The sequence below is a fragment of the Natrinema amylolyticum genome (assembly GCF_020515625.1).
Lineage (GTDB): Archaea > Halobacteriota > Halobacteria > Halobacteriales > Natrialbaceae > Natrinema > Natrinema amylolyticum.
In genome coordinates this window covers 1,623,351-1,645,763 of sequence record NZ_JAIWPJ010000001.1, presented here as the reverse complement: position 1 = coordinate 1,645,763, position 22,413 = coordinate 1,623,351, and the positions used below count along the sequence as shown (strand labels likewise).

Genomic DNA, 22,413 nt, shown 5'->3' with positions numbered 1-22,413 from the left:
CAGTGCTCGGTACTGAGCCGTCGGCGCTCGAGTGGGTCCGAACCGAAACGAAAATCGAATTCGCCTGGCACTCGCTCAGTCGTCGTCCGTCGCGCCGATTCCCGAATCGGCGTTCGCGGTGGCGACTGACGGCGGTGCGAGCGGTCCGTCGTCCGCATCGAACTCCGGATTGAACAGCTGCAGTGCGGTATGGATCGTGCTCCAGTCGTCTTCTGCTGCCGCCTCGCGGAGGCTCTTGGTCGGCGGCGCGAGCAACTGGTTGACCAGCGAGTCGGCCATCGCCTCGACGACCTCGCGTTGTCCTTCGGTGACCTCGCCCTCGAGGTGTGAGAGCGCGGTCTCGACCTCTCGGTCCTTGATCCGCTCGGCGGACTCGTACATCGCCGCGATCGCCTCGTCGGCGCGGGCCCGCTTGTACTGCTCCGTGAGCAGGTCGTACTCGCGGTCGATCATCGCCTCGACTTCCCGAGCCGCGTCGGCCCGCTGCTCGCGGGTCTCCTCGGTGACCGACTCAAGGTCGTCCAGATCGAACACCTGCACTGTCGGCAGTCCGTCGGCCGCCGGGGCGACGTCCCGTGGCTGACCGAGATCGACGATCACCTGCTCGGTCCCGGTTTCGGTCTCGGCCGCGTCGCCGTCGGTGTCGGTCTCGAGCTGGCGCGGGCCGAGCACCGGTTCCTCGCTGCCGGTCGCCGTGACCACGACGTCGGCACGGGCCGCGACGGTATCGAGCGCTTCCAGTGGCGCGGCCCTCGCGTCGGTCTCGGCTTCCAGATCGGCGACGAGGTGGTCGGCGTGGGCGACGGTCCGGTTGACGACGACGAGTTCGTCGACGCCGCTGTCTGCGAGGCTGCGAGCGGCGAGTCGTCCCATCTCGCCGGCCCCGACAACCAGCGCGGTCGCGCCCTCGAGCGGGAGTTCGTCGGCGGCCCGCCGCGTCGCGGCCGACCCGAGCGAGACGACCCCCTCGTTGATCGCCGTCTCGGTGCGTGCACGCTCGCCGACGTGGATGGCCTTCGTGACGGCGGCCTCGAGCATCGAGTCGATCCCGCCGGCGTCGCGAGCGTCCTCGTATGCGGTCCGGACCTGTCCGATGATCTGATCCTCGCCGAGAATGACTGACTCGAGGCCGGCGGCGACCCGTAGCAGGTGTCGCAGACTCTCATCGTGGTCGGTCGTGACGACGGCCTCGTCGTCGATCCCGGCGAAGAACTCCTCGAGCGCGGCCCGGCCGACGGCGTGGTCGGTGCCGACGACGTAGGCTTCGACCCGATTACACGTCGAGAGGACGTACGCTTCCTCAATACCGGGAACGGTCAAGAGCTCCGCTACGGCGCTCTCTTGGCTCTCGGGGCTGGCAGCGGCCAGCTGGTCGACGCTTCCGCTCTCGTGGGTCACCCGCGCGGCGGTCACGACGCCGGTCGACATCACGGCCGTTCACCCCCAGTTGACAGTTCCTCGCCGAGCACGTCCTCGATCACTTGCCGACAGTTGGAAGTACCCGTACGTAAAGCTGTCCAAAGGTCCGGAGAATTGACGACGTCCGTGACGATCTCACGACGTCGGTCCGGTGACACGTCGCGCGTCTTGAGCTCCTCGCGCAACCCCGCACAGACCCGCGCCATCTCACCGGCCCCGTCGAGCGTCTCCTCGAGTTCCCCTCGGAGGTACTTGCTCAGCGCGGGCGCGGTCCCGCCGGTCGCGACTGCGACTGACACCGGCTCCTCGCGCACGGTCGCGGGAACGACGACGCTGCCGGCCTCGCGCTCTCCCGATCGGTCGGCCCGATTGACGAGGATCCCTCGCTCGCGGGCCGCGTCGGCGACGGCCTCGTTGATCGCCTCGTCGTCCGTCGCCGCGACGACCAGCGCGGGCGCGGATCGCTCGAGCCAGTCCGGAATCTCGTCGGGAGCGGGCGCGGCCCGGATCAGTTCGGCGTCGCCGAAGTCCCGATCGGCGAAGGCCGGGCTGACGACGAGGACCCGCGCCTCGCGGGCGAACCGCCGGGCCTTTCGGGCACCGACTGGACCGCCGCCGACGACGAGCACCGTCTCGTTCGTGAAATCGTGCAAAAGCGGAATCATTGAAGGTGAGATGGATCAGACGTGGGGTATTACTGCTCTCTGGTGTTTGCATCGGCGCGCTCTGCCATCCGTATACCGGTCTTCTTCAATATTTGCGTCGAAAACAGGGAGTCCCAGTCCTCGTCAGACACGTCCCAGCGCTCGCTCATGACCTCGCGCACCCGTTCGATGCGCTGCTGACTCTCGGCCTCGCTGCGGCCGTGCGTCATCGCGAAGAAGTTGTACGGCCAGACGCCCTCGTGGCGCGGGCGTCGGTAACAGTGGGTGACGAACGGCAGCGAGGCGACTTCGGGGCCGACCTCGGAGACGACCTCGTCCGGCACGTTCCAGACCGTCATCCCGTTTTCCGTGTAGCCCAGCGCGTAGTGGTTCGGCACGACGCCGATCCGCCGAATCTTTCTCTCCCGTTCGAACCGTTTGACTGTCTCGAGCACCCATTCCGTTTCCTGCCCGATCGCGTCGGCGATGTCCCCGTACGGCGTCTCGGTCAGCGGGAACCCGTCCTGAATCTCGAGGACGAGGTCCCGTTCGGCCGGCGAGAGCACGGATTCGTCGGTGGGTGCGATGTCGGGACCGAGAGCCGAGCAGTCGATCCCGGCGGCCGCGACGTCCCCGTCGCCGTCGAGCGGACCGTCGACGTAGAACTTGGCTTCGACGCGGAACTCCTCTCGCTTCGGCAGATTGTACGTCTCTTGGCCGGTTTCGTCCTCGATCTCGGCGAGCACCTCCTCGACGCGGTCCTCGTCGGCGACGCTCACGACGAACCAGACGTTCAGGTGGGGGTGCTCGCGCTCGTAGTTGTGGGCCACCTCGCGGTGGTCGTTGACCGCCTCGACGATCTCGTCGAACCGGTCTTCGGGGGCGTGCATGGCCACCAGCGTCGCCGCGCCGCCGATCTCCTGGGCGTTGACGAGGGCCCCGAACCGCGAGAGGACGCCCCGCTCATCGAGGTCGCGAATCGTCGCGAGCAGTCCCGCCGCATCGATGTCGACCCCGTGGTCGCGCATGGCGGCCGCGGCGTCCTCGAACGGCCGTTCCACGACGGGGAACCCGCCCTGAAAGGCGTTGACGACCGCCCGCTCGCCATCCGTGAGGTCGACGTCCGTTGTCATACGCGTTACTCACGGCTGACGGTGTATAAGCGGATTGGAACGGCGACTCGAGGTCAGAAGGAGTGTACTTTCCGAACCGTCAGATCGACGCGTCTCCGCGCGGCGACGCGTGCCGTGGCGCGGCGAACGACGCGGACTTCGATAGCACCCTCGAGAAGCGTGTCCGTCGGAGACCCCGGAATCGGGGATCCGCTGCAGTCACTCCCCTTCGACGCCCGTTACGTCGAAGCCGAGGCCCTCGATGTCCTCGAGGATCGCCTCGTGGTCCGCGCTCGCCTCGTAGTAGATGACGATATCGAAGCTGCCCTCGCGCAGCAGTTGCTGGCACTCCCAGACGAACGCCTCGTCCTCTAAGGTCAGTCCCTGATGCTGGTTCGAAGAGAAGTCGGGGTCGTCGTTGCCCGAGTGGACGAAACAGTCCTGCGGGTCGTACCCCGAGTGTTCGGCGATGATGTCGCCGACGTCGATTGTCGCCTGCATCATCTTGACGTCCTCTTGTCCGTCGTAATCGGTGTGGACGATCGCTCCGTTGAGTTCGACCTCGCCGGGCTCGAGCAGCGCCTTGGTCCGCTGGTAGAGGTCCTCGTCGAGCGCGTCGGAGTTCGTGTTTGCCATTGTCAGGTTCGAGCGGGGCCGGACTGATAGCCGTCACGATTCCGATGGCGCGAACGACCCGTCGTTCGACGGGAATTTATACGGTATCGGTGCCGCGGACCGTGAGTGTATCGCTTTCTCTCGATGGCAGGACTTCACACACAAGACACATAGTCGTCGCTGACTTTTATTCGAGTAATGAAGCGGTGGCTCCGTCAGCGCGTCGACGCGGCATACGAGCGGCTGCTCTCCAGCGAAGTTTCCGGCGCGCCGACCCACGTCGCGGTGATTCAGGACGGGAACCGACGGTACGCCCGCAGTCAGGGCGACGACGCCCCCGAGGGCCACCGTGCGGGTGCCGAAACGACCGAACGCGTTCTCGAGTGGTGTCAGGAGATCGGCGTCGAGGAACTGACGCTGTACACGTTCTCGACGGAGAACTTCGAGCGACCGGCCGAAGAGAACGAGGCGCTGTTCGACCTCCTCTGTGAGAAACTCCGGGAGTTCGCGGAGGCGGACCGCGTCCACGAGAACGAGGTCTGTATCCGCGCGATCGGCGAGACCGAGATGCTCCCCGATCGGGTCCGGGACGCCGTCGACTACGCCGAACGGCGCACGCGCGGCTACGACAGGTTCGTGCTCAACATCGCGCTCGCGTACGGCGGCCGCTCGCGGCTGCTCAACGCGACCCGCGGCGTCGCCGAGGGCGTCGCGGCCGGCGACCTCGAGCCCGACGAGATCGGCGTCGAGGACATCGAGCGTCGGCTGTACGACCAGCCGGTGCGAGACGTCGACCTCATCATCCGGCCCGGCGGCGAAGAGCGCACGTCGAACTTCCTGCCCTGGCACGCGAACGGCAACGAGGCCGCGGTCTTCTTCTGTACCCCCTACTGGCCGGAGTTCTCGAAGGCCGACTTCCTGCGCGGGATTCGAACGTACGAACACCGGGCGGAATCCTGGCGACGGACTCGCGCGCGCCGCGCACTGGCACTGCTCGGAGCCGTCAGCGAACCCGAACTCGCCGAGGCCCGCTCGATCGTCGATCGGTTCCGCGACTCGCTGCCGTCGAGCGAACGGCCCGACACGGAGACGCTCGAGGCGAGCGACTCGGACGGTCGAGCCGCCGACTGATTCCGGGCTGAACACCACAGCATTCTAATCTGTCAGGTGCGGTGACTGGTATATGCACCGCCACCTCCGCTGGACCCTGTTCGCCGTCGTGCTACTCTGTGGAGTCGCCACCGTGTCCCCCGCGAGTGCGACTGCCACCGCTGACACCCCCGACGGCAACGTGACGATGTACCGTGCACACGACAGCGCCGACCTCGAGAGCGTATCCGACATACGAGCGGGGATCGAAAACGGAACGATCGAGAACACCTCGGGGCTCGTGGTAAACGAAACGCTGGTGGTCGAAATCGAGTCCGACCGATTAGCCGCCGAACTCGAGGCGGAAAACAGCTCTCCGACGGAGGCCCTCTTCGACTCGAGCGAGGCGGGTACCACTGGCCGGGACGTTGTTCTCTCGGCGAAGCCGAAGCCACCGGGACTGGCGACGTTTGATGTCCCTCTCGGGCCAGAGAATACGACCCTTCGGCGGAGCGGAAACGCGACCTACGTACTCGTCGATAGCCGCTCCGTCAATCAGCGAGGGAAACGGGTTTTCCGAGGTGACTTGTATTCCTATTCCCTTCGGTTGGACACTGAAGCGGTGACACTCGACTCGGACGAACCCGCCGTTCGGTTTTACCAGAACGAAATCGAGGTGTCGTATCTGTCCGACGGTGAGCCACTTCCGACCGAACGGATCCGGCACGACGTTGTGGCGAACATCGGCACAGTCGACGATCTCGAGGCGCGTCTCGAACTCGAGGACGGCGTGACACGGACTGCGGCCGTCGAACCGGTCGACGGGGATCGCGAAAAAGGCCGTTTCTCGTTCGATCTCAGCGACGTCGACCACGGAACGGCGTACACGCTCGAGCTGCGTCGCGACGGCCGGTCCCTCCGGACGATGAGGGGATCCGTGCTGGAGTCCCACGCTAGACTCGAGGTACAGGACGTCAACGCGACGGCGAACGGATCTCGCCGAAACGTCTCGAAGGCGATCAGGGTGGCGGTCGAACTCTCTCACGGTGGCGAAATCAGAGTAACGGATCCGACCGGTGGATCCGTCCTCGATGTCGAACACGTCGATCCGAGTGAGAAACGCACTTCGTTGCTCCCGTTGTATAACGTTTCCCCGTCCGCGAACGAATCGGTTCACATCCATCTCGAGCGCGAACCAGCAGCGCTCGAGACGCACTATCCGAACGGATCACCGGCCGCAGTCATCCACGAAAACGGATCGGTGACGCGGTACGCTGCCGATTTCGAGACGCCGACTACGGACATCGTCGACTCGGGGTCGGAGACCGAGAACGAGTCCGCGGCCGGAACCAGCGCGACCGACGGATCGACGGAACCCGAGAATACGGTCGCGAGCGACGACGAATCCGCCGACGAACCGCCGACTGAGGACGATATCCCCGGATTCACTGCGGTCGCGACCGTGATGGCGCTCTTCCTCGTCGCACAACGGATCGGCCGCCGGACGTAACCCCACCCAAAGACATTTATTTGTCATTATAGCAACGGTATACACGATGTCGGCATCGAACAGCGCCCCTGCCGTCGACGTCGAGCGGTTCGTTCGCCTCACGGACGTGCCCCTCGACGAGGCGTACGCGCTCCTCGCGAACCCCCGAACGCGTCTCACGCTCCACGTCCTCTCGACGTGTGAATCACCGCTCTCGCTCGAGGGACTGACCGACGCCGTGGCCAGTCGAGACGACGCCGACGAGCGCACCATTCGGGCCGCGCTGAGCCACGGCGTCCTCCCGAAACTCGAGGCTCACGACGTCCTCGAGTACGATCGCGACGTCGGGACGGTCCAGTTGGACCGGCCGGTCGTCGCCGTCGACGACCCGGTCGCGGCGCTCGTCGATCGACCCGAATCGATGGGCTCGAGTCCCTCGCCGCCGCGTGACTCGGCCGACTAACGACCGAAGCGTCGCGACCGATTGCAGTACTCGCGGACCGCCCGCAGGAAGTCCCGCTTGCGGAAGTCCCGCCAGTTCACGTCCGTGAAGTACAGTTCGGAGTAGACCGACTGCCAGATCATGAAGTCCGAGAGCCGCTCCGCCCCGGTCTTGATCACCAGGTCCGGCTCCGACGGGAAGACGAGGTGGTCCTCGACGTGCTCGTCGTCGATTTCGTCGGGCTCGAGATCGCCCGCTTCGACGCGCTCCGCGAGGGTCCGGACCGCGCTGGTGAACTCGTGTTTCCCGCCGAGACCGATCCCGATCCGGATCGGCGCGTCGGCCCGCGCTCTGTCTTCCGGACCGCGAACGGCGACCGGCCGCGGCGCGTCGATCGTCTCGAGTTCGCGCTGTAAGGCGGGCACCGCCGCCGCATCGAGGACGCTCACGTAGACCGTTATCTGTGAGGCGTACTCGACGGCCCACTCGAAGAAGTCCGTGAGCGTTTCGTACGCGCCCCGCTCTAACAGGTCGCGTTCGGTGATCACGAGCGCGACGTGATCGGGCGGCTCGGCCTCGTGGCGACGGATGCGAAGCGCCAGATACCGTTCGTACAGTCCCACGCCAGCGACTTTCACGGCCGGTGGCATACCGGTTACGGGTCGCGCTCGTCCGACGATCGTTCTGAGAATCTGAATGCACTTTCCGAGCGTCTGAGGGCAGTGAAACCCGTCTCGAGACGGGTTCACGAACCTTCAAGTGAACGCCACAGAAAGGGATCGATATCGTGACAGCACCCGTTCGGCGAGCCGGCGTGTTCGCGGCCCTCTGTACGCTCTCGCTCGCCGTTCCGCTTTTCGGTCCGCGAGTGGGGGCAGCCGTCGCTGGCGTCGTCCTGCTGGGGGCGTACGTCGTTCCCGACGGTCCGCTCTTCGATCTGCTCGCCTATCCGGGTGATTACGAGGATTCGCGCCTCTACGGACTCATTACATTCGTCCTCGCGGGGGTCGCGCTCGGGCTCATCGCGACCGCGACATCGATGCCGGTCGCCGTCTTCGTCGGGACGATACTGCTCGTCGGCTACGGCAATCTCGGCGAGCAACTCGTCCGACTGCGCACGGAGAACGCGGTCGTCCGCGTCGGCGGCTTCTGTCTGGTCGCGATCGCGGCCGCCGTCGCCGGCCAGACGGTGACTCATACCCTCACTGGCAACACCGCTGCGTCCGCAGTCCCGGTACTCGTCTTTCTGGCCGCCAGCGGTGCCCTTCTCGCTGCCCTCCTCCGCGACGTCTTGCTGCGCTCGGACGATCCGATCGTCGTCCTCGCGGTCGGCCTCCTCCTCTGGCTGCTCGCGGAACTCGAGCCGGGCATCGCCACCGGTGAGATCGTCATCGCGCTCGCCGTCACGGTCGCGTTCGGATACGCTTCCTACGCCCTCGAGACGGCCTCGATTGCGGGAATGCTGACCGGGGTATTGTTGGGGTTGTTGACCATCGTTCTCGGCGGCTACAGCTGGTTCGCCGTCCTCATCTCCTTTTTCGCTATCGGCGGGCTCTCGACGAAGTTCCGCTACGACCGAAAGGAGGCCCTCGGCGTCGCCGAGGATAACAACGGCGCACGCGGCAGCGGCAACGTCCTCGGTAACGCCGCTGTCGCGCTCGCCGCCGTCCTCGGCTATGCCGCCAGCGATGCGGCTCTCCTGCCCCACGAACCCGACCTGTTCCTCTTCGCCTTCGCCGGCTCTATCGCGACCGCGATGAGCGACACCCTCTCGAGCGAGATCGGCAGCGTCTTCGAGCGCCCGCGACTGATCACGACCCTCGAGCCGGTCGATCCCGGGACCGACGGCGGCGTCACCTGGCAAGGGGAACTCGCCGGAATCGTCGGTGCGGCCGTCGTCGCCGGCATCGCCTACGGGCTCTTCCCCGAGGTCGAACTCGTCGGCGCGGCCGTCATCGTCGCCGCCGGCGTCGTCGGGATGACCGTCGACAGCCTGCTCGGTGCGACGCTCGAGGGCACGCTCCTCGGCAATCAGGGCGTGAACTTCCTGGCGACGCTGTCAGGTGCGCTCGTGGGTGCGTTACTTGTGCTGTCGTTCGCCGTGCTCGGCTGACGACACGACCGTCACGCGGATCGCCGTCGACGCGTTCGACTCGAAACGGGCCGACCGGACGCGATGTATCGATTCGGATCGATCGGTCGCGGACGGCGGTCAGTCGTCCGCGTCGGAGAAAGAGCGGGCTGAGCGGCCGTCGTCGGTCGACCAATCGGACCGTTCGCAGTGCGTGTCGGGATCGATCGATTCGTATCCGTCATCGATCCGCGATCCGGGCGTTCTGACTCTCGTCGTCGCCCAGAGCATCATGAAGATGGTACCGCCGAGCAGTGCGAGCGCGGCCATCGGTGGCGGTGTCATTGCGGGTGGGTCTGCGCCGTCGATATATGAACGACACGGATCGGAACCGGTCGGAGAACCGGGGTGGCAATCAGTTTCTCTCCGGCGGCCGTTCGGCGATCTCGTCGACCGCGTGGATCCGAATCCCGGTCGGGCGCTTGGTGAACTGTCCGAGCGAGCGTGCGATGATCCGCTCGACGCCGCGATCGGCCGCCAGATCCAGTAGCTGCTGGCCGAGAATGTCGTCGAGTACGACCGTCGTCGGCACCGTCTCGACGTCCTCGAGGGCGCTGTACGTATCAGACGCGTCGACTTCGTCGATCGTCTCACCGTCGGCATCGAGGAACCGAACGCGGTCGGTTTCCGACCGGATGACGGCGGTCGCGTGGCCGTAGACGGTTTGAGGACCGTCCGCCGCATCGGTCGCGGCATTGGATCCGCTCTCGTTGCCGGGTTCTTCGGTGGCCGATCCGCTCTCGACCCTCTCGGTTCGCTGTGCCGGGGACTGGGACCCGTTCGACGTCGGCTCCGCGTCCGCCCGTTCGGTCTTCGCTCTCGCCGCCGGTTCCGCCGTCGCCTCGGTCGTCGAACCGGTGTCACTCGAGTCGGCCACCGCGGCCGACTCGTTCGCGCCGGCGGACGGCTCGGTCTGGTCGTTCGAATCGCCGTCGGGCCCGGTCGGCCCTTCGTCGATGGTCTTCGGCGACGCGGCCGCGGGTTCGGAGGGCCGCGGTGCGGGCGACGAACTGCCATCCGTCGCGGCGACGGCTTCCCGGGGTTCGTTCAGTTCCGAGACGGTCTCGTAGGGGACCTTGTTCCGAAGCGCGGCGAACAGTTCGTGGTGGTCGAGATCCTCGACGGAGTTGTCGGCGGGAGCGAAGGCGACGTAATCGATGTCGCCGACCTGCGCGAGTTCCTCGAGGATCAGATCGCCGCCGCGGTCGCCGTCGAGGAAGGCGGTGACGGTCCGGTGGCGGGTGAGTTCGGCCACGGAATCGGGAATGTTCGTCCCCTCAACCGCGATCGCGTTCTTGATGCCGTACTTGAGCATGGTGAGCACGTCGGAGCGGCCCTCGACGACGATGATGGCGTCGCTGTCCGTCACGCGGGGACCGGCGGGCAGCCCCTCGTACTCGGTGATGTCCTCGACGCGGACGTGCTGGCGGACCTCCGCGAGGATCTCTTCGGAGGACATGATCGTGTCGTCGAAGCCCGTCCGGAGGAGTTCCTTCGCACGATCGACGACTTCCTTGCGCTTCGCCGCCCGGACGTCCTCGATTTCGCGCACCTCGAGGTCGGCCCGACAGGGACCGACCCGGGTGATCGTCTCGAGGGAGGCGGCGAGGGTGGCGGTTTCGACTTTATCGAGGCTGGTGGCGATCGTCACCTGACCGTGGGACTGACCCCCGGTGCTCGCGATTTCGACGTCGATGCGGCCGACTTTGCCGGACTGCCGGAGGTCGCGGAGGTCGAGGTCGTCGCCGAGCAGACCTTCCGTCTGCCCGAAGATCGCGCCGACGACGTCGCTGCGCTCGACGACCCCGTCAGCCGTGACGTCCGCGTGGATGAGGTATTTCGAAGTGTCTTCCATTGGAGATCTGTCCCCGCGAGGGGCGATGACGCGGGAATCGCGTCGGAGACCGATTTATATAGGATTTCGTTCGTGAGCGGCAAATAGCTGTTGACCTCCGAATCCACCGGTCGCCGCGGTTCCGCGGACCGCGAGACGCGACGGGCGGTCGCGACGACTGCGAACTGGCCGCACCGGGACCGAAAACGCGACGGCGTCGAAAAGAGGAGAGCGCCGGTCACTCCTCGAGGAGTCCGAGCTGCTCGAGGAACTCGTGTCGGTCGAAGAACGCCCGCTCTTCCTGAAGCTTGCCGTCTTCGACGACGAACCTCGCCATGTCACGAATCTCGAGCGTCTCGTGGGTCGGTTCGATGCCGTCGAATGCTCCCTCGTGAGTCCCCGAGAGCGTCCCTTCGGACATGACGAGCGTCTCGTCGGCGAGCATCTCGTGGACGGTTATCTCGAAGTCAGGAAAGCCTTCTACGACGTCGCGAGCGTACGCCTCGACGTTCTCGCGCCCCTCTATCGTCCCCGTCGTCGGTGACGTGAAGGTGAACGATTCGGCGACGACGTCCGATAGCCTCGAGAACTCCTGTTCGTTCCAAATCTCGACGTACTGGTTGACGAGCTGTTCGGGGTCTACCGTTGTTTTGGCCACTGTCTCCCACCCCGAAACCGACTATGATATATGGTAGCATAAGACAATTCCTTGAGCATACGCGGTAACTATAGCGCGAGCAGTCGACGGGAGCGACAATGGTCTGAAGGATATCTGCGCCCACGTCGCAGTCCGAAGCGTGTCGTCCCCCGTACCGCAATCCGAACCGCGCGTCCCCCGCGCCGCCCGTCACTCAATACGCCGGCCGATACCAGTACCAGTAGACCGTGATCGCGAGGAGAACGACCAACCCGCCGAGGAAGAAGAGCAGTCCCGGCGGGACGGTTCCGAACACCGTCTCGATCGCCTCCGCGCCGCCGTCGGTGGCGTTCTGGAGCGTCTCGTTGTCGGCGTCCAGCGTCGGATCCGTCGCTCCCGGGTCATCGGCCGACTCCGTCGTCCCCGCATCGCCGCCGCTGGCGCCGTCGGCCGAGCCGCGGTCCGTCGTTTCGGTGTCCGCAGCACTGAACTCGTCGCTCTCGTGCTGTTCGGTCGGCTCCGAACTCGAGCCGTCCGCTGCCCCGTCGTCGGTCTCCTGAGACGACTCGCCGTCGCGTCCACCGTCCGATCCCGCCGACTCTGCGCCGCCGTTCGCCGTCGCTCCCGTTCCGGTCGGCGCGAGCCACCGCGTCATCGCGTATTGGACGAGCAAACTACCGCCGGCCAATACGCCGATCCCGCCGATCAACCGCGAGAGCGCCTCCTTCAACTGGCTCGCTCGCGACTCGTCGCTCGTCACGATCAGCGGCCCGTCGGTAGTTGCGTAGACGCTCATCTCGTTGCCGCGCGAGGAGTACCAGGTGTCGACGATCTCGACGAGGCCGGCGTCCTCGAGATTCTCCAAGTGATATCGGACGTTCTGGATCGAGGAGTCGACCGCGTCGGCGACGTCGCTCGGCGTGCCGGGTTCGTCGTCGAGACGCGAGTAGATCTCACGGGCCGTCGTCGAGGAGAGCGCGCCGAACACCGCGTCGGCGTCCTCGCCCTCGAGGTCGACAACGCGGGGCTGGCCCTCTTCGGCGGCCGTGTCGGAGCGAAAGGGGAAGAGACGGGCCATATCGTGGTTCGATTCCTATTCGATGTCAAACACATATACTCTTTTTCCTCGGTGAAAGAGCGATTTCAGCTATCGAAAACCGCCAGACGAGACCGGCGAGTTAGATCGATGAATAATTCTCTTCGATATCGGCATTCGAATAGTAAGAATTACCCACGTCGGGACGAAGTGTCATGCATGCGCCGGAACGAATTGGGGCTCTGGATCGTCGTCGGACTCGTCCTCGCCGGACTCGCGATTCCGTGGTTCCTGTGGGGGTCGGCGACTGTCGTCGCCGGACTTCCGGTCTGGCTGTGGTGGCACATCGGTTGGATGGGGACCGCATCGGTCGTCTTCTGGCTGTTCACGCAGCGCGCCTGGGGGATCGGTATCGAACCCGACGAGCGCGACGGCGGCTCGCGCGGCCGAGGACCGGTCCGAGCCGACCGCACTCGAGACGGCGGAACCGGGGGTGACTCGCCGTGAGAGCGGTCACGCTCCAGCTGTCGATTATCGTCGGCTACCTCCTGGTCGCCCTCGCGGTCGGGCTGATCGCCTACCGGCTGACCGACCGCACGGCCGAGGACTTCTATCTCGCGAGCCGAACGCTCGGGACGGTCGTCCTCCTCTTTACGACCTTCGCGACGCTGCTGTCGGCGTTCACCTTCTTCGCCGGGCCGAACATCGCGTACGCGCAGGGCCCCGAGTGGATCCTCGTCATGGGCCTGATGGACGGCATCATCTTCGCCGTCCTCTGGTACGTCATCGGCTACAAGCAGTGGCTGCTCGGCCAGCGGTACGGCTACGTGACCCTCGGCGAGATGCTGGGCGACCGCTTCGGATCCCGGTGGCTCCGCGGGCTCGTCGCCGGCGTCAGCCTGCTCTGGCTCTTTCCCTACGTCATGCTCCAGCAGGTCGGAGCCGGCACCGCGCTCGAGGCGCTGACCGAAGGCGCTGTTCCCTACGCCGCCGGAGCCGGACTAATCACCGCGTTCATGATCCTCTACGTCGTCGTCGCCGGAATGCGCGGGATCGCCTGGACCGACACGCTGCAGGGCGCGTTCATGCTCGTCACGACCTGGGTCGCGCTGCTCTGGGTGCTCGCAGCCGTCGGCGGGCCCGACGCTGCGACGGCGGCGCTCGCGTCGAACCCGGAGACCGGCGGCTTCCTCTCGCTCGGGGGCGGCATCTACACGGTCCCGTGGATCCTCTCGACGGCGATCACGATCGGCTTCGGCGTCGCGATGTTCCCGCAGGTCAACCAGCGCTTCTTCGCCGCGAGCTCGAAAACCGTGCTCAAACGTTCCTTCGCCCTCTGGCCGGTCCTCTGTGTCCTGCTGTTCGTCCCCTCGTTCATGCTCGGCGCGTGGGCCGCCGGTCTCGGCGTCCCGATGCCCGACAGCGGCAACATTCTGCCGGCCGTCCTCGCCGAGTACACGCCGACCTGGTTCGCCGCGCTCGTCATCGCCGGCGCGATGGCCGCGATGATGTCGTCCTCGGACTCGATGCTGCTGTCGGGCTCGTCGTACTTCACGCGGGACCTCGTCAGACCGATCGCCGCGTTCTTCGGCGTCCGCCTCTCCGAGCGCCAGGAGGATCTGATCGCCCGCGGCGGCGTCGTGGTCTTTGCGAGCGCGGCGTTCCTCGTCAGCCTGTTCCGGCCGGCGGGGCTGTTCGAACTCGGCGACGCGGCCTTCAGCGGCTTCGCCCAACTCGCGTTACCCGTCCTGCTCGCGCTCTACTGGCGCAAGATTACGCGAGCCGGCATCACTGCGGGAGTGGTGACGAGCCAGGCCTTCTACATCTCGAGCCTCTTCCTCGCGATCGTCCCCAACTCCTACGCCGGCTGGTCGGCCGGCATCGTTGGGATGGGGCTCGGACTCGTCGTCACTGTCGTCATTTCGCTGGTGACCTCGCCGGCGGCCGCCGAGCGGCGCGCGATCTACTTCGATCGACTCGGTGCCGACTGACGGCGTTCGAACCGCCACGCTGAACGGCCCCGGCCGCATACGCGCTGTCAATGGCTATCGACCTACCGCCCGCAATCGCCGACGACTGGCGTCGTCTCGGCAGCCGAACCGACGAGCGAAGCCTCTCGCTGGCGACGGTCACCGCCGAGACGACCGTCTTCGAACACCGACCGACCGCCGACGCGCTCGAGCGGCTCCGCACGGATGGCGACATCCCGGCGCGGTCGCTGTTCACCGTCGATCTCGACATCAGCCCCTCCCTCTCGGTCGTCGGGCTCGATCCCGGCGACGCCCTCGAGATGGCCGCCCCGAAAGTCCGCGATCAGTTCGCCGACACGCTCGAGGACGACGGGATCGACGTCGGCGCGGAGCGAACGACTGAATACATCGATCGGCCGGACGGGGCGGTCGGTCACCTCACCGTCCTTGAGGCCGCGTATCCGGTCGACTCGGACGCGGCGGCCGACGGCGGTGACGAGGCCGACGGCGAACCCGAGACGATCGACGCCGAAGCCCACGTCGCTGTCTGGCCCGCCGCCGACGCGTACGTGATGGCCGGCGGGATCCTCCCGCTCGAGGCCCCCGACGGCGAGGACCTGCTCGCGGCCGCGCTCGATATCGATCCCGCTCGGGACCGCGAGGGGATCGTCGATCTGTTCCGGGGGCTCGAACTCGAGGGTTCGGACGACGACTGATCGGCTTCTGTCGAAATGATTAATTGACCGCACATCGACCTCCCGGTATGGCTCACTATAGCGGCCGCGATTACCCGGAGATGGCGAAAACGGGGTTCTTCCTCGGGCTCGCCCTCTTCGTCGTCGGGGCTGGCAGCGAACTGGTCGGGCACGCGGTGTTCGGATCGCTCCCGCAGTGGGAGAACACGCTGTTTTTCGCGCTGACGATGATCGGCTTCGCGATCGGGTTCGCCTCCCCGTTCGTCTTCGGTATCGTCATGCCACTGATCGAATAGCGCGACCGACGATTCGAACTGCCGGTCGAACGCAGACTCCGACGATTCGTCGCTCGTTCGCTCGACTTCCGCTGCGGTGTTCGTCCGCGACTGGGTTCGAGACGTTCCGGTTGCGGATCGCCAACAGTCCCGAAACTGGTGTTTTTTATAAATACCCGCCCACGTATCGGATATGCAAACCCACATCGTCCCGGTCGGGTTCGACTACGACCGGCTGATCGCGCCCCTGGTGCGCGATCAGATCGATGTCGACAGCGTCATCCTGCTCGAGGGCGCGGTCGGCAGCGAGGCCAACGTCGAGTACTCTCGGCACCTCTCGAAGAAACTCGAGACGGACTTCAAGAACCTGCTGGGGGCCGAGACCGAGCGGTTCGTCTTGGAGGACGTCTACGACTACGACGACGCCTTCGAGCAGGCCTACGAGCTCATCACGGCGGAGCTCGACGCCGGCAACGAGGTCTGGGTCAACGTCGCCGCGATGCCCCGGACCGTGAGCTTCGCCTTCGCCAACGCCGCTCACTCGCTGATGGTCGAACGCCAGGAGGACCGCGAGGGGATTCACACCTACTACACTGCCCCCGAGAAGTACCTGGAGACCGAACTCGCCGAGGAACTGCGCGAACAGATCGCCCTGCTCGAGGACCTCCAGCGGGCCGACGACGGGATCGAGAACGACCGGATCGTGAGTCGCCTCGAGAGCGCCCGAGACCTGCTAGACGAGTTCGACGAGCGCGGGACGACCATCGGCGCGAAGGAGATCGACGGCAAGCACATCGTCGAGTTGCCGGTCGCCTCCTTCTCGAACGTCAAGCCCTTCGAGGAACTCATTCTCTACAAACTCGGCGAGGACGGCGAGTTCGACTCCGTCTCGGAACTCGCCGAGTCGCTGGCCCGCGAGTTGAACGAGGAGTACACCGACAGCTTCCGGTCGAAAGTCATCTACAACGTCGACCGGCTAGGTCCCGGCGGGAAGGGGTACATCGAGCGCGAAGAGCACGGCAAGTCCTACCGGACGCGACTCTCGCGGATCGGCGAGTTATGGGTGCGAGCCCACTCGGACGACGAGACAGACGACTAGTCGATCGCCGCGACGGCGACGATGGACTCCCCCTCTCGAACGCGGCGGCGCGCCCGCCGTGTCGGCTCCGACGAGCAGTGCCGGACGTACGCTTACAACGGTTCGTCTGGAACCCCAATTCGGAATGAACGTGCTGGTCGTTCTGGGCCATCCCAGAACCGACAGCTTCTGCGGTGGGTTGGCCGACGCGTATCAGGAGGGGGCCTGCGAGGCGGGCGTCGACGTCCGCCGACTCGACCTCGCCGACCTCGAGTTCGATCCCCACGTCCGGACCGAGAGCCCCGAAGAGCAACCGCTCGAGGACGATCTCGCCGACGCCCAGCAGCGCATCGAGTGGGCCGACCACCTCGCGTTCGTCTATCCGAACTGGTGGGGGACGATGCCCGCGCTGCTCAAGGGCTTTTTCGACCGCACCTTCACCCCCGGATTCGCGTTCTCGTTTTACGAGGAGGGCGAGGGCGCGGGCCATCGGGAGCTGCTGAGCGATACGACCGCCGAACTGATCGTGACCATGGACGTCCCCCCGCTGATCTATCGGTGTCTCCTCAGACGGCCCGGCACCAACGCGATCAAGCGCGCGACGCTGGGATACGCCGGCATCCGGACCACGCGCGTCACGAATCTGGGTCCGGTCGAGGACTCGAGTCCCGAGAAGCGAGAGGCGTGGCTCGAGAAAGCGACGCGGCTGGGCCGCAGTCTCGCCGACGGGCCAGAGCCGCCGGCGACGCGAACGAAGCGACGGCTCACGACGTGGCTCAAAGCGCTTCGGCTCCAGTTCTATCCGATGGCGTGGATCGCCTACACTGTCGGCGCGCTGGCGGCGACCGGCCCGAGCGACGCGTTCTCCTCGGCGGTCTACTGGCTCGGGTTTTGCTTCCTGTTCTGCCTCGAGGCGGCGACGGTGTTGAGCAACGAGCACTTCGATTACGAGACGGATCGACGGAACACGTTCGCGGGCCCGTTTACGGGGGGTTCTCGAGTGCTCGTCGAGGGCGAACTCGAGCGTTCAGACCTCCGCGGCGGCGTTCGAAATGCCCTCGCACTCGCTGCAGTCGCGGCCCTCGCCGTTCTCGTGTTCGGTGCCGGCTCGCTGCTCGCGATGACCGCCGCGATGGGGGTCCTCGCAGTGCTGGCGCTCGGGTACACGGTACCGCCCCTACAGCTCTCCTATCGCACGCTCGGCGAACTCGACGTCGCCGTGACCCACAGCGTCGGCGTCCTGCTCTGCGGATTCGTCTTTCTCGGCGGCTCGTGGCTCGACCCGGTCCCGTGGCTGCTGGGGATTCCCTTCCTCCTGTCGATCCTGCCGTCGATCACGCTCGCGGGCGTCCCGGACTACGAGGCTGACCGCGCCGCCGGCAAGGTGACCCTGGCCGTTCGGCTCGGTATCGACGGGGCCGGGACGGTGGCGACCGCAACCGCGCTGCTCGCCGCCGCGACCGGCGTTCTCCTGTACGCGCTCGCGGTGATCCCCCGTGCCTACGGCCCGCTCGTCGCCCTCAGCGTCCCCCACGCGGTGGCGATCGCCTGGCTGGTCCGCGACCGTCTCGAGGCGTCCGCGATGCCGGGCCGGATCGACGGGCTGATGGCCGCGTCGCTGGCCTATATCGTCTGGTTCGGCGTCGTGCCGCTGGTCGAACTGCTGTGATTCCGTCCGCTCGAGCGGCCCGTCGGCCATCCGATCGCGCCCGCTGAGACGCGAAACATCTAACACGGTCGCCGCCCGACTTCGCACGTATGAGCCAGTCCGTCGCGGTGACGGCCGTGCCGTTCGATGGCCCGCGTGACGCTGTTTTCGTAGGGGCGCTGTAGCCCCACCTTCCCCACCCCGTTTCGACGGATGTATTGTCGCCGACCAGCATTCACCGAGCAACGACCGCTCTATGGACGATAGCCAACTGCACTTTCGGACGACGTATCGACGACGCCCGCGACGGGCGGTGAGAGCATGAGCATGGATTCGCCGGAACACGCGGACGACGAGCCCAGCCTTGAGGGCGGCTACGACCCCGAATCGGTCGAGTCGCGCTGGCAGCGGCGCTGGATCGACGCGGATGTCTACGCCTACGAGGGCGACGAGAAGCGGGACCCGAACACCGTCTACTCGATCGACACGCCGCCGCCGACGGTCTCGGGCAGCCTGCACATGGGCCACCTCTACGGCTCCACCTTGCAGGACTTCGCCGCGCGATTCCAGCGGATGCACGACGGCGACGTGCTCTTTCCGTTCGGCTACGACGACAACGGAATCGCGAGCGAGCGGCTGACCGAATCGGAACTGGACATCCGCCATCAAGACTACGAACGCCGCGAGTTCCAACAACTCTGCCGCGAGGTCTGCGAGGAGTACGAGGCCGACTTTACCCGCAAGATGCAGAACCTCGGGACCTCGATCGACTGGAACAACACCTACAAGACGATCGAACCCCGCGTCCAGCGCATTTCGCAGCTCTCCTTCCTCGACCTCTACGAGAAGGGCCGCGAGTACCGGAAGAAAGCGCCCGCGATCTGGTGTCCCGACTGCGAGACGGCCATCTCGCAGGTCGAGATGGAGGACGACGAACGAGGCTCGCACTTCAACGACATCGCGTTCGAACTCGTGGGAGAAGACGCCCCGCGCGAGGAATTCGTCATCTCGACGACGCGGCCGGAACTCATCCCGGCCTGCGTCTCCGTCTTCGTCCATCCGGACGACGAGGAGAATCAGGACCTCGTCGGTGAGACCGCTCGGATTCCGATCTTCGGCCACGAGGTGCCGATCATCGAGGACGAGCGCGTCGACATGGAGAAGGGCAGCGGCGTCGTGATGTGCTGTACCTTCGGCGACCAGAACGACATCGAGTGGTACCAGGCCCACGACCTGCCGCTCCGCGTCGCCATCGACGAGTCCGCGACGATGACCGACCTCGCTGGCGACTACGAGGGCATGTCCACCGAGGAGGCCCGCGAGGCCATCGTCGAGGACTTAGAAGACGAGGGCTCCCTCCGCGACCGCTGGGAGATTACCCACGCCGTGCAGGTCCACGAACGCTGTGACACCGCCGTCGAGTACCGCGTCTCCAAGCAGTGGTACGTCGAGATTCTGGACCACAAGGAGGAGTACCTCGAGGCCGGCCGGGAGATGGACTGGTACCCCGAGAAGATGTTCACCCGCTACGAGCATTGGATCGAGGGCCTCGAGTGGGACTGGCTGATCTCGCGCCAGCGCGACTCGGGGATTCCGTTCCCGGTCTGGTACTGTGCGGACTGCGACCATCCGGTCATGGCCGAGCGGGAGGACCTTCCGGTGGACCCGCTCTCGGACGAGCCCCCAGTCGACAGCTGTCCCGAATGCGGCCACGACGAGTTCGAGGCCGAGGAGGACGTCTTCGACACGTGGGCGACCTCCTCGCTGACGCCGCTGATCAACGCCGGCTGGGACTGGGACGCCGAGAGCGAGGCGTTCACGATGGACAACCCCGAGCTCTACCCCTTCGATCTCCGCCCGCAGGGCCACGACATCATCTCGTTCTGGCTGTTCCACACCATCGTCAAGTGCTACGAGCACACCGGCGAGGTGCCCTTCGACGCGACGATGATCAACGGCCACGTCTTAGACGAGAACCGCGAGAAGATGTCCAAGTCGCGGGGCAACGTCGTCGAGCCCGACGAGGTGCTGTCCGAGTATCCCGTCGACGCCGTCCGGTTCTGGGCCGCCAGCGCCGCTGTCGGCGACGACTTCCCGTACCAGGAGAAGGACCTGACCGCCGGCGAGAAGCTCCTGCGAAAGCTCTGGAACGCCTCGAAGCTCGTCGACACGCTCGCGCCCGCCCACCCCGACGAGCCGGCCGAACTCGAGGCGATCGATCGCTGGCTCCTCGCGGAACTCGACGACGCCGTCGACGATCTCACCGCCCACCTCGAGGACTACGAGTTCGCGAAGGCCCGCGACCGCCTCCGAACGTTCTTCTGGAACACCTTCTGCGACGACTACCTCGAGATCGCCAAGACGCGCGAAGACAATCCGTCGACCCAGTACGCGCTGCGGACCGCCCATCGAACCTTCCTCGAGCTGTGGGCCCCGTTCCTGCCCCACGCGACGGAGGAGATCTGGCAGGCCGTCTACGCGGACGGTGAGGGCGACCTCGACGAAACCAGCATCCACGTCCGCGACTGGCCCGCTCCGCAGGGCTACGAGGCCGACCTCGAGGCCGGCGAGACGGCCATGGAGGTCATCTCCGCGCTGCGACGCTACAAGAGCGAGAACCAGTTGCCGCTGAACGCCGACCTCGAGTCGGTGGCCGTCTACGGTTCCATCGAGGGCTTCGAGGACGCGATCCGGAACGTGATGCACGTTCGGGATCTCACGGTGCTCGAGGAACAGCCGGAGATCACGACCGAGGTCGCCGAGATCGACCTCGACTACTCGACACTCGGTCCGAAGTTCGGGTCGAAGGTCGGCGAGATCGACGCCGGCATCGAGAGTGGCGAGTACGAAATTGACGACGACGCCGGAGTCCTCCGAGTCGCCGGCGAGGAACTCGAAGACGACCTCTTCGAGGTCGAACTCGAGCGGACCTACTCGGGTGACGGCGAGATGATCGAGACCGAGTCGGCGGTCCTCATCCTCGAGTAATCCTCTCACCGTCTCTCGGAGACGACTCGGTCTGTTGTGTCCGTTCAGTCCCTCCTTCGGTCCGATATCGCTGACTGTCGCGGGTCGTTGAAGAAATCGGCGGGGAGTAACTGAACGGTTATAACGCCCTCGTCCAATCGTGACCCGTACTCTGCCGAAGTCGATGAGAGCCGATGCGTCGGTTGCCGCCGTGTAAGCCGAGTACAGCGCACCATGATGACAGATATCTCGGACGCGAAATCCGTGGAGACCGACGGGTCTCTTCCCTCGAACACGATCTTCGAGCTCCTGTACGACGAACATCGCCGGTACGCGTTGTACTACCTCTCCCGGAGAGTGGGGGCGATCAGTCTCGAGGACCTCGTCGATCGGATCGCCGATCGAGAGGATGCCGACCGCGACGGAATCGAACGGATCGCCGTCACGTTCCACCACAACCACCTGCGGAAGCTGATCGACTCGAAGGTCCTGCGCTACGACGCGGACGCCGGGACGATCGAACGCCGGACCGCAGCCCGCTCGCTGGACCCGTACCTCGAGCTCGCGTACGTCGACGACCTGTAGGACGGAGTCGGCGCTGCTCGGGCCGGCAGCTACGGCCGGCTCCGGGCCGATTCACACTTTTTGACTCGCGTCGCGAGCGCGAGAAACAGCGCGAGGAGGACGAACGTCACTTCGCCGGCGGCGATCACGCCGAGCGCGTCGGCCTCGAGGAACATGGCCGTCCCTCGTTCGACGGGGATGATCGTGTGGTGTGGGTCGCCGACGACGGGGACGAAGTAGTCGACGATGAGGTTGCTCCAGTACCAGACGGCGGCGACGGCGACGGCCCACACCGGAAAGTCGGAGATCCGGTGGAGGACGAAGGCCTGGACGACCATCGCGAGGTGGCTCCAGAAGAGGAACTGGTACATCACCGGGTGGAGGTACGCGTAGGAGTCCGCGAACGCGAGCAGCGTGTACGGCGTCCAGAGACCGAGTACGATGTTCCCGAAGAAGGCCAGTGCCGTGAGCCACGGCTGTTCGCGGCCCAGCTTCCACGCGCCGATCGCCAGCGCGACGAACAGCGTCGCGAGCGGACTGTCCGGCACCCAGGGCCAGAGCGCGGCCGTGGTCTCCGCGAACTGGCCGGAGTAGTACCAGAAGCCGAAGGCCGTTCCCGCGAGGTTGATCGCCACGACGAGCCACGCGAACCGCAGGCCGAGGTCCTCGAGCGTCGTCGGGACGGGCGCGAGATACGCCGGGAGCGACGTGTCGTCGGGCCGCTCGCGATCGGACAGCCGAGTCGACGCGGTCATTGTCCGGCGCGAC

22 protein-coding genes are annotated in these 22,413 nt (G+C 66.0%); 12 read left to right on the top strand and 10 right to left on the bottom strand.

Annotated elements, in window-relative coordinates; genetic code table 11:
- Positions 1 to 75 precede the first annotated feature (75 nt).
- From hemA to LDH66_RS08040, 4 genes are all read right to left on the bottom strand, one after another.
- On the bottom strand, positions 76 to 1,428 hold the full coding sequence (gene hemA / locus LDH66_RS08055; RefSeq protein WP_226480538.1) for a glutamyl-tRNA reductase: 1,353 nt from the start codon (positions 1,426 to 1,428) through the stop codon (positions 76 to 78).
- Positions 1,428 to 2,084 carry a precorrin-2 dehydrogenase/sirohydrochlorin ferrochelatase family protein gene (locus LDH66_RS08050; RefSeq protein WP_226480537.1) on the bottom strand — a complete coding sequence of 219 codons (657 nt, stop codon included), beginning with the start codon at positions 2,082 to 2,084 and terminating at the stop codon, positions 1,428 to 1,430. Before LDH66_RS08050 ends, hemA begins: the two co-directional genes overlap by 1 nt.
- A gap of 29 nt (positions 2,085 to 2,113) precedes the next feature.
- Entirely contained in the window at positions 2,114 to 3,196 is a 1,083-nt protein-coding gene (ahbB, locus tag LDH66_RS08045) for a siroheme decarboxylase subunit beta (RefSeq protein ID WP_226480536.1), read from the bottom strand.
- Positions 3,197 to 3,394: 198 nt separating this feature from the next.
- Complete coding sequence (locus tag LDH66_RS08040; RefSeq protein WP_226480535.1) at positions 3,395 to 3,811, bottom strand: DUF5778 family protein; 417 nt, start codon at positions 3,809 to 3,811, stop codon at positions 3,395 to 3,397.
- 177 nt (positions 3,812 to 3,988) lie between these two features.
- Here LDH66_RS08040 and uppS point away from each other — a divergent pair, with 177 nt between their 5' ends.
- The 3 genes from uppS to LDH66_RS08025 are packed head-to-tail and all read left to right on the top strand — an operon-like array spanning position 3,989 to position 6,831.
- Positions 3,989 to 4,921 carry a polyprenyl diphosphate synthase gene (uppS, locus tag LDH66_RS08035; RefSeq protein WP_226480534.1) on the top strand — a complete coding sequence of 311 codons (933 nt, stop codon included), beginning with the start codon at positions 3,989 to 3,991 and terminating at the stop codon, positions 4,919 to 4,921.
- A 52-nt stretch (positions 4,922 to 4,973) separates the two neighbouring features.
- On the top strand, positions 4,974 to 6,389 hold the full coding sequence (locus LDH66_RS08030; RefSeq protein ID WP_226480533.1) for a hypothetical protein: 1,416 nt from the start codon (positions 4,974 to 4,976) through the stop codon (positions 6,387 to 6,389).
- Positions 6,390 to 6,435: 46 nt separating this feature from the next.
- Complete coding sequence (locus tag LDH66_RS08025; protein ID WP_226480532.1) at positions 6,436 to 6,831, top strand: DUF7344 domain-containing protein; 396 nt, start codon at positions 6,436 to 6,438, stop codon at positions 6,829 to 6,831.
- Here the strand turns inward: LDH66_RS08025 and LDH66_RS08020 are convergent.
- Positions 6,828 to 7,433 (bottom strand): undecaprenyl diphosphate synthase family protein, encoded by a 606-nt coding sequence (locus LDH66_RS08020; RefSeq protein WP_226480531.1) that lies wholly within the window; start codon positions 7,431 to 7,433, stop codon positions 6,828 to 6,830. The genes LDH66_RS08025 and LDH66_RS08020 overlap by 4 nt on opposite strands.
- Before the next feature lie 164 nt (positions 7,434 to 7,597).
- Here LDH66_RS08020 and LDH66_RS08015 point away from each other — a divergent pair, with 164 nt between their 5' ends.
- Positions 7,598 to 8,923 carry a DUF92 domain-containing protein gene (locus tag LDH66_RS08015; protein ID WP_226480530.1) on the top strand — a complete coding sequence of 442 codons (1,326 nt, stop codon included), beginning with the start codon at positions 7,598 to 7,600 and terminating at the stop codon, positions 8,921 to 8,923.
- Between the two features lie 99 nt (positions 8,924 to 9,022).
- Here the strand turns inward: LDH66_RS08015 and LDH66_RS08010 are convergent, their stop codons facing one another.
- The 4 genes from LDH66_RS08010 to LDH66_RS07995 form a co-directional block, all read right to left on the bottom strand.
- Complete coding sequence (locus LDH66_RS08010; RefSeq protein ID WP_226480529.1) at positions 9,023 to 9,226, bottom strand: hypothetical protein; 204 nt, start codon at positions 9,224 to 9,226, stop codon at positions 9,023 to 9,025.
- A 70-nt stretch (positions 9,227 to 9,296) separates the two neighbouring features.
- The gene (dnaG, locus tag LDH66_RS08005; RefSeq protein WP_226480528.1) at positions 9,297 to 10,796 is read right to left on the bottom strand and encodes a DNA primase DnaG; all 1,500 of its coding nucleotides are present in this window, start codon (positions 10,794 to 10,796) and stop codon (positions 9,297 to 9,299) included.
- 217 nt (positions 10,797 to 11,013) lie between these two features.
- Entirely contained in the window at positions 11,014 to 11,433 is a 420-nt protein-coding gene (locus LDH66_RS08000; RefSeq protein WP_226480527.1) for an ester cyclase, read from the bottom strand.
- Between the two features lie 193 nt (positions 11,434 to 11,626).
- A complete protein-coding gene (locus LDH66_RS07995) occupies positions 11,627 to 12,490 on the bottom strand; it encodes an ArsR/SmtB family transcription factor (RefSeq protein ID WP_226480526.1) in 864 nt (287 codons plus the stop codon).
- A gap of 177 nt (positions 12,491 to 12,667) precedes the next feature.
- On the opposite strand from LDH66_RS07995, the gene LDH66_RS07990 reads away from it, so the two are divergent.
- From LDH66_RS07990 to LDH66_RS07955, 8 genes are all read left to right on the top strand, one after another.
- On the top strand, positions 12,668 to 12,955 hold the full coding sequence (locus LDH66_RS07990) for a DUF3311 domain-containing protein (RefSeq protein ID WP_226480525.1): 288 nt from the start codon (positions 12,668 to 12,670) through the stop codon (positions 12,953 to 12,955).
- Positions 12,952 to 14,439, top strand: a complete 1,488-nt coding sequence (locus LDH66_RS07985; protein WP_226480524.1) for a sodium:solute symporter family protein — start codon at positions 12,952 to 12,954, stop codon at positions 14,437 to 14,439. The genes LDH66_RS07990 and LDH66_RS07985 overlap by 4 nt, the downstream gene beginning before the upstream one ends.
- 50 nt (positions 14,440 to 14,489) lie before the next feature.
- A complete protein-coding gene (locus LDH66_RS07980; RefSeq protein ID WP_226480523.1) occupies positions 14,490 to 15,134 on the top strand; it encodes a DUF6517 family protein in 645 nt (214 codons plus the stop codon).
- 47 nt (positions 15,135 to 15,181) lie between these two features.
- Positions 15,182 to 15,409 carry a DUF7860 family protein gene (locus LDH66_RS07975; RefSeq protein ID WP_226480522.1) on the top strand — a complete coding sequence of 76 codons (228 nt, stop codon included), beginning with the start codon at positions 15,182 to 15,184 and terminating at the stop codon, positions 15,407 to 15,409.
- A 172-nt stretch (positions 15,410 to 15,581) separates the two neighbouring features.
- Positions 15,582 to 16,487, top strand: coding sequence for an HFX_2341 family transcriptional regulator (locus tag LDH66_RS07970; protein WP_226480521.1), 906 nt, complete (start codon positions 15,582 to 15,584; stop codon positions 16,485 to 16,487).
- 124 nt (positions 16,488 to 16,611) lie between these two features.
- Positions 16,612 to 18,135, top strand: a complete 1,524-nt coding sequence (locus tag LDH66_RS07965; protein ID WP_226480520.1) for an NAD(P)H-dependent oxidoreductase — start codon at positions 16,612 to 16,614, stop codon at positions 18,133 to 18,135.
- A 306-nt stretch (positions 18,136 to 18,441) separates the two neighbouring features.
- Positions 18,442 to 21,102 (top strand): valine--tRNA ligase, encoded by a 2,661-nt coding sequence (locus tag LDH66_RS07960; protein WP_319004351.1) that lies wholly within the window; start codon positions 18,442 to 18,444, stop codon positions 21,100 to 21,102.
- 213 nt (positions 21,103 to 21,315) lie between these two features.
- Positions 21,316 to 21,666, top strand: a complete 351-nt coding sequence (locus LDH66_RS07955; protein WP_226480518.1) for a DUF7344 domain-containing protein — start codon at positions 21,316 to 21,318, stop codon at positions 21,664 to 21,666.
- 29 nt (positions 21,667 to 21,695) lie between these two features.
- Here the strand turns inward: LDH66_RS07955 and LDH66_RS07950 are convergent, their stop codons facing one another.
- The gene (locus LDH66_RS07950; protein ID WP_226480517.1) at positions 21,696 to 22,400 is read right to left on the bottom strand and encodes a DUF1405 domain-containing protein; all 705 of its coding nucleotides are present in this window, start codon (positions 22,398 to 22,400) and stop codon (positions 21,696 to 21,698) included.
- Between the last annotated feature and the right edge of the window lie 13 nt (positions 22,401 to 22,413).

Excerpts from the sequence above, each read along its gene's own strand:
- LDH66_RS07960 (WP_319004351.1), top strand. The coding sequence starts at position 18,442 with ATGGATTCGCCGGAACACGCGGACGACGAGCCCAGCCTTGAGGGCGGC.
- LDH66_RS07950 (WP_226480517.1), bottom strand. The coding sequence starts at position 22,400 with ATGACCGCGTCGACTCGGCTGTCCGATCGCGAGCGGCCCGACGACACG.
- ahbB (WP_226480536.1), bottom strand. The coding sequence starts at position 3,196 with ATGACAACGGACGTCGACCTCACGGATGGCGAGCGGGCGGTCGTCAAC.
- LDH66_RS07990 (WP_226480525.1), top strand. The coding sequence starts at position 12,668 with ATGCGCCGGAACGAATTGGGGCTCTGGATCGTCGTCGGACTCGTCCTC.
- LDH66_RS08040 (WP_226480535.1), bottom strand. The coding sequence starts at position 3,811 with ATGGCAAACACGAACTCCGACGCGCTCGACGAGGACCTCTACCAGCGG.
- LDH66_RS08030 (WP_226480533.1), top strand. The coding sequence starts at position 4,974 with ATGCACCGCCACCTCCGCTGGACCCTGTTCGCCGTCGTGCTACTCTGT.
- LDH66_RS07970 (WP_226480521.1), top strand. The coding sequence starts at position 15,582 with ATGCAAACCCACATCGTCCCGGTCGGGTTCGACTACGACCGGCTGATC.
- LDH66_RS08025 (WP_226480532.1), top strand. The coding sequence starts at position 6,436 with ATGTCGGCATCGAACAGCGCCCCTGCCGTCGACGTCGAGCGGTTCGTT.
- LDH66_RS07995 (WP_226480526.1), bottom strand. The coding sequence starts at position 12,490 with ATGGCCCGTCTCTTCCCCTTTCGCTCCGACACGGCCGCCGAAGAGGGC.
- uppS (WP_226480534.1), top strand. The coding sequence starts at position 3,989 with ATGAAGCGGTGGCTCCGTCAGCGCGTCGACGCGGCATACGAGCGGCTG.
- LDH66_RS08050 (WP_226480537.1), bottom strand. The coding sequence starts at position 2,084 with ATGATTCCGCTTTTGCACGATTTCACGAACGAGACGGTGCTCGTCGTC.
- LDH66_RS07955 (WP_226480518.1), top strand. The coding sequence starts at position 21,316 with ATGATGACAGATATCTCGGACGCGAAATCCGTGGAGACCGACGGGTCT.
- dnaG (WP_226480528.1), bottom strand. The coding sequence starts at position 10,796 with ATGGAAGACACTTCGAAATACCTCATCCACGCGGACGTCACGGCTGAC.
- LDH66_RS07965 (WP_226480520.1), top strand. The coding sequence starts at position 16,612 with ATGAACGTGCTGGTCGTTCTGGGCCATCCCAGAACCGACAGCTTCTGC.
- hemA (WP_226480538.1), bottom strand. The coding sequence starts at position 1,428 with ATGTCGACCGGCGTCGTGACCGCCGCGCGGGTGACCCACGAGAGCGGA.
- LDH66_RS07975 (WP_226480522.1), top strand. The coding sequence starts at position 15,182 with ATGGCTCACTATAGCGGCCGCGATTACCCGGAGATGGCGAAAACGGGG.
- LDH66_RS08010 (WP_226480529.1), bottom strand. The coding sequence starts at position 9,226 with ATGACACCGCCACCGATGGCCGCGCTCGCACTGCTCGGCGGTACCATC.
- LDH66_RS07980 (WP_226480523.1), top strand. The coding sequence starts at position 14,490 with ATGGCTATCGACCTACCGCCCGCAATCGCCGACGACTGGCGTCGTCTC.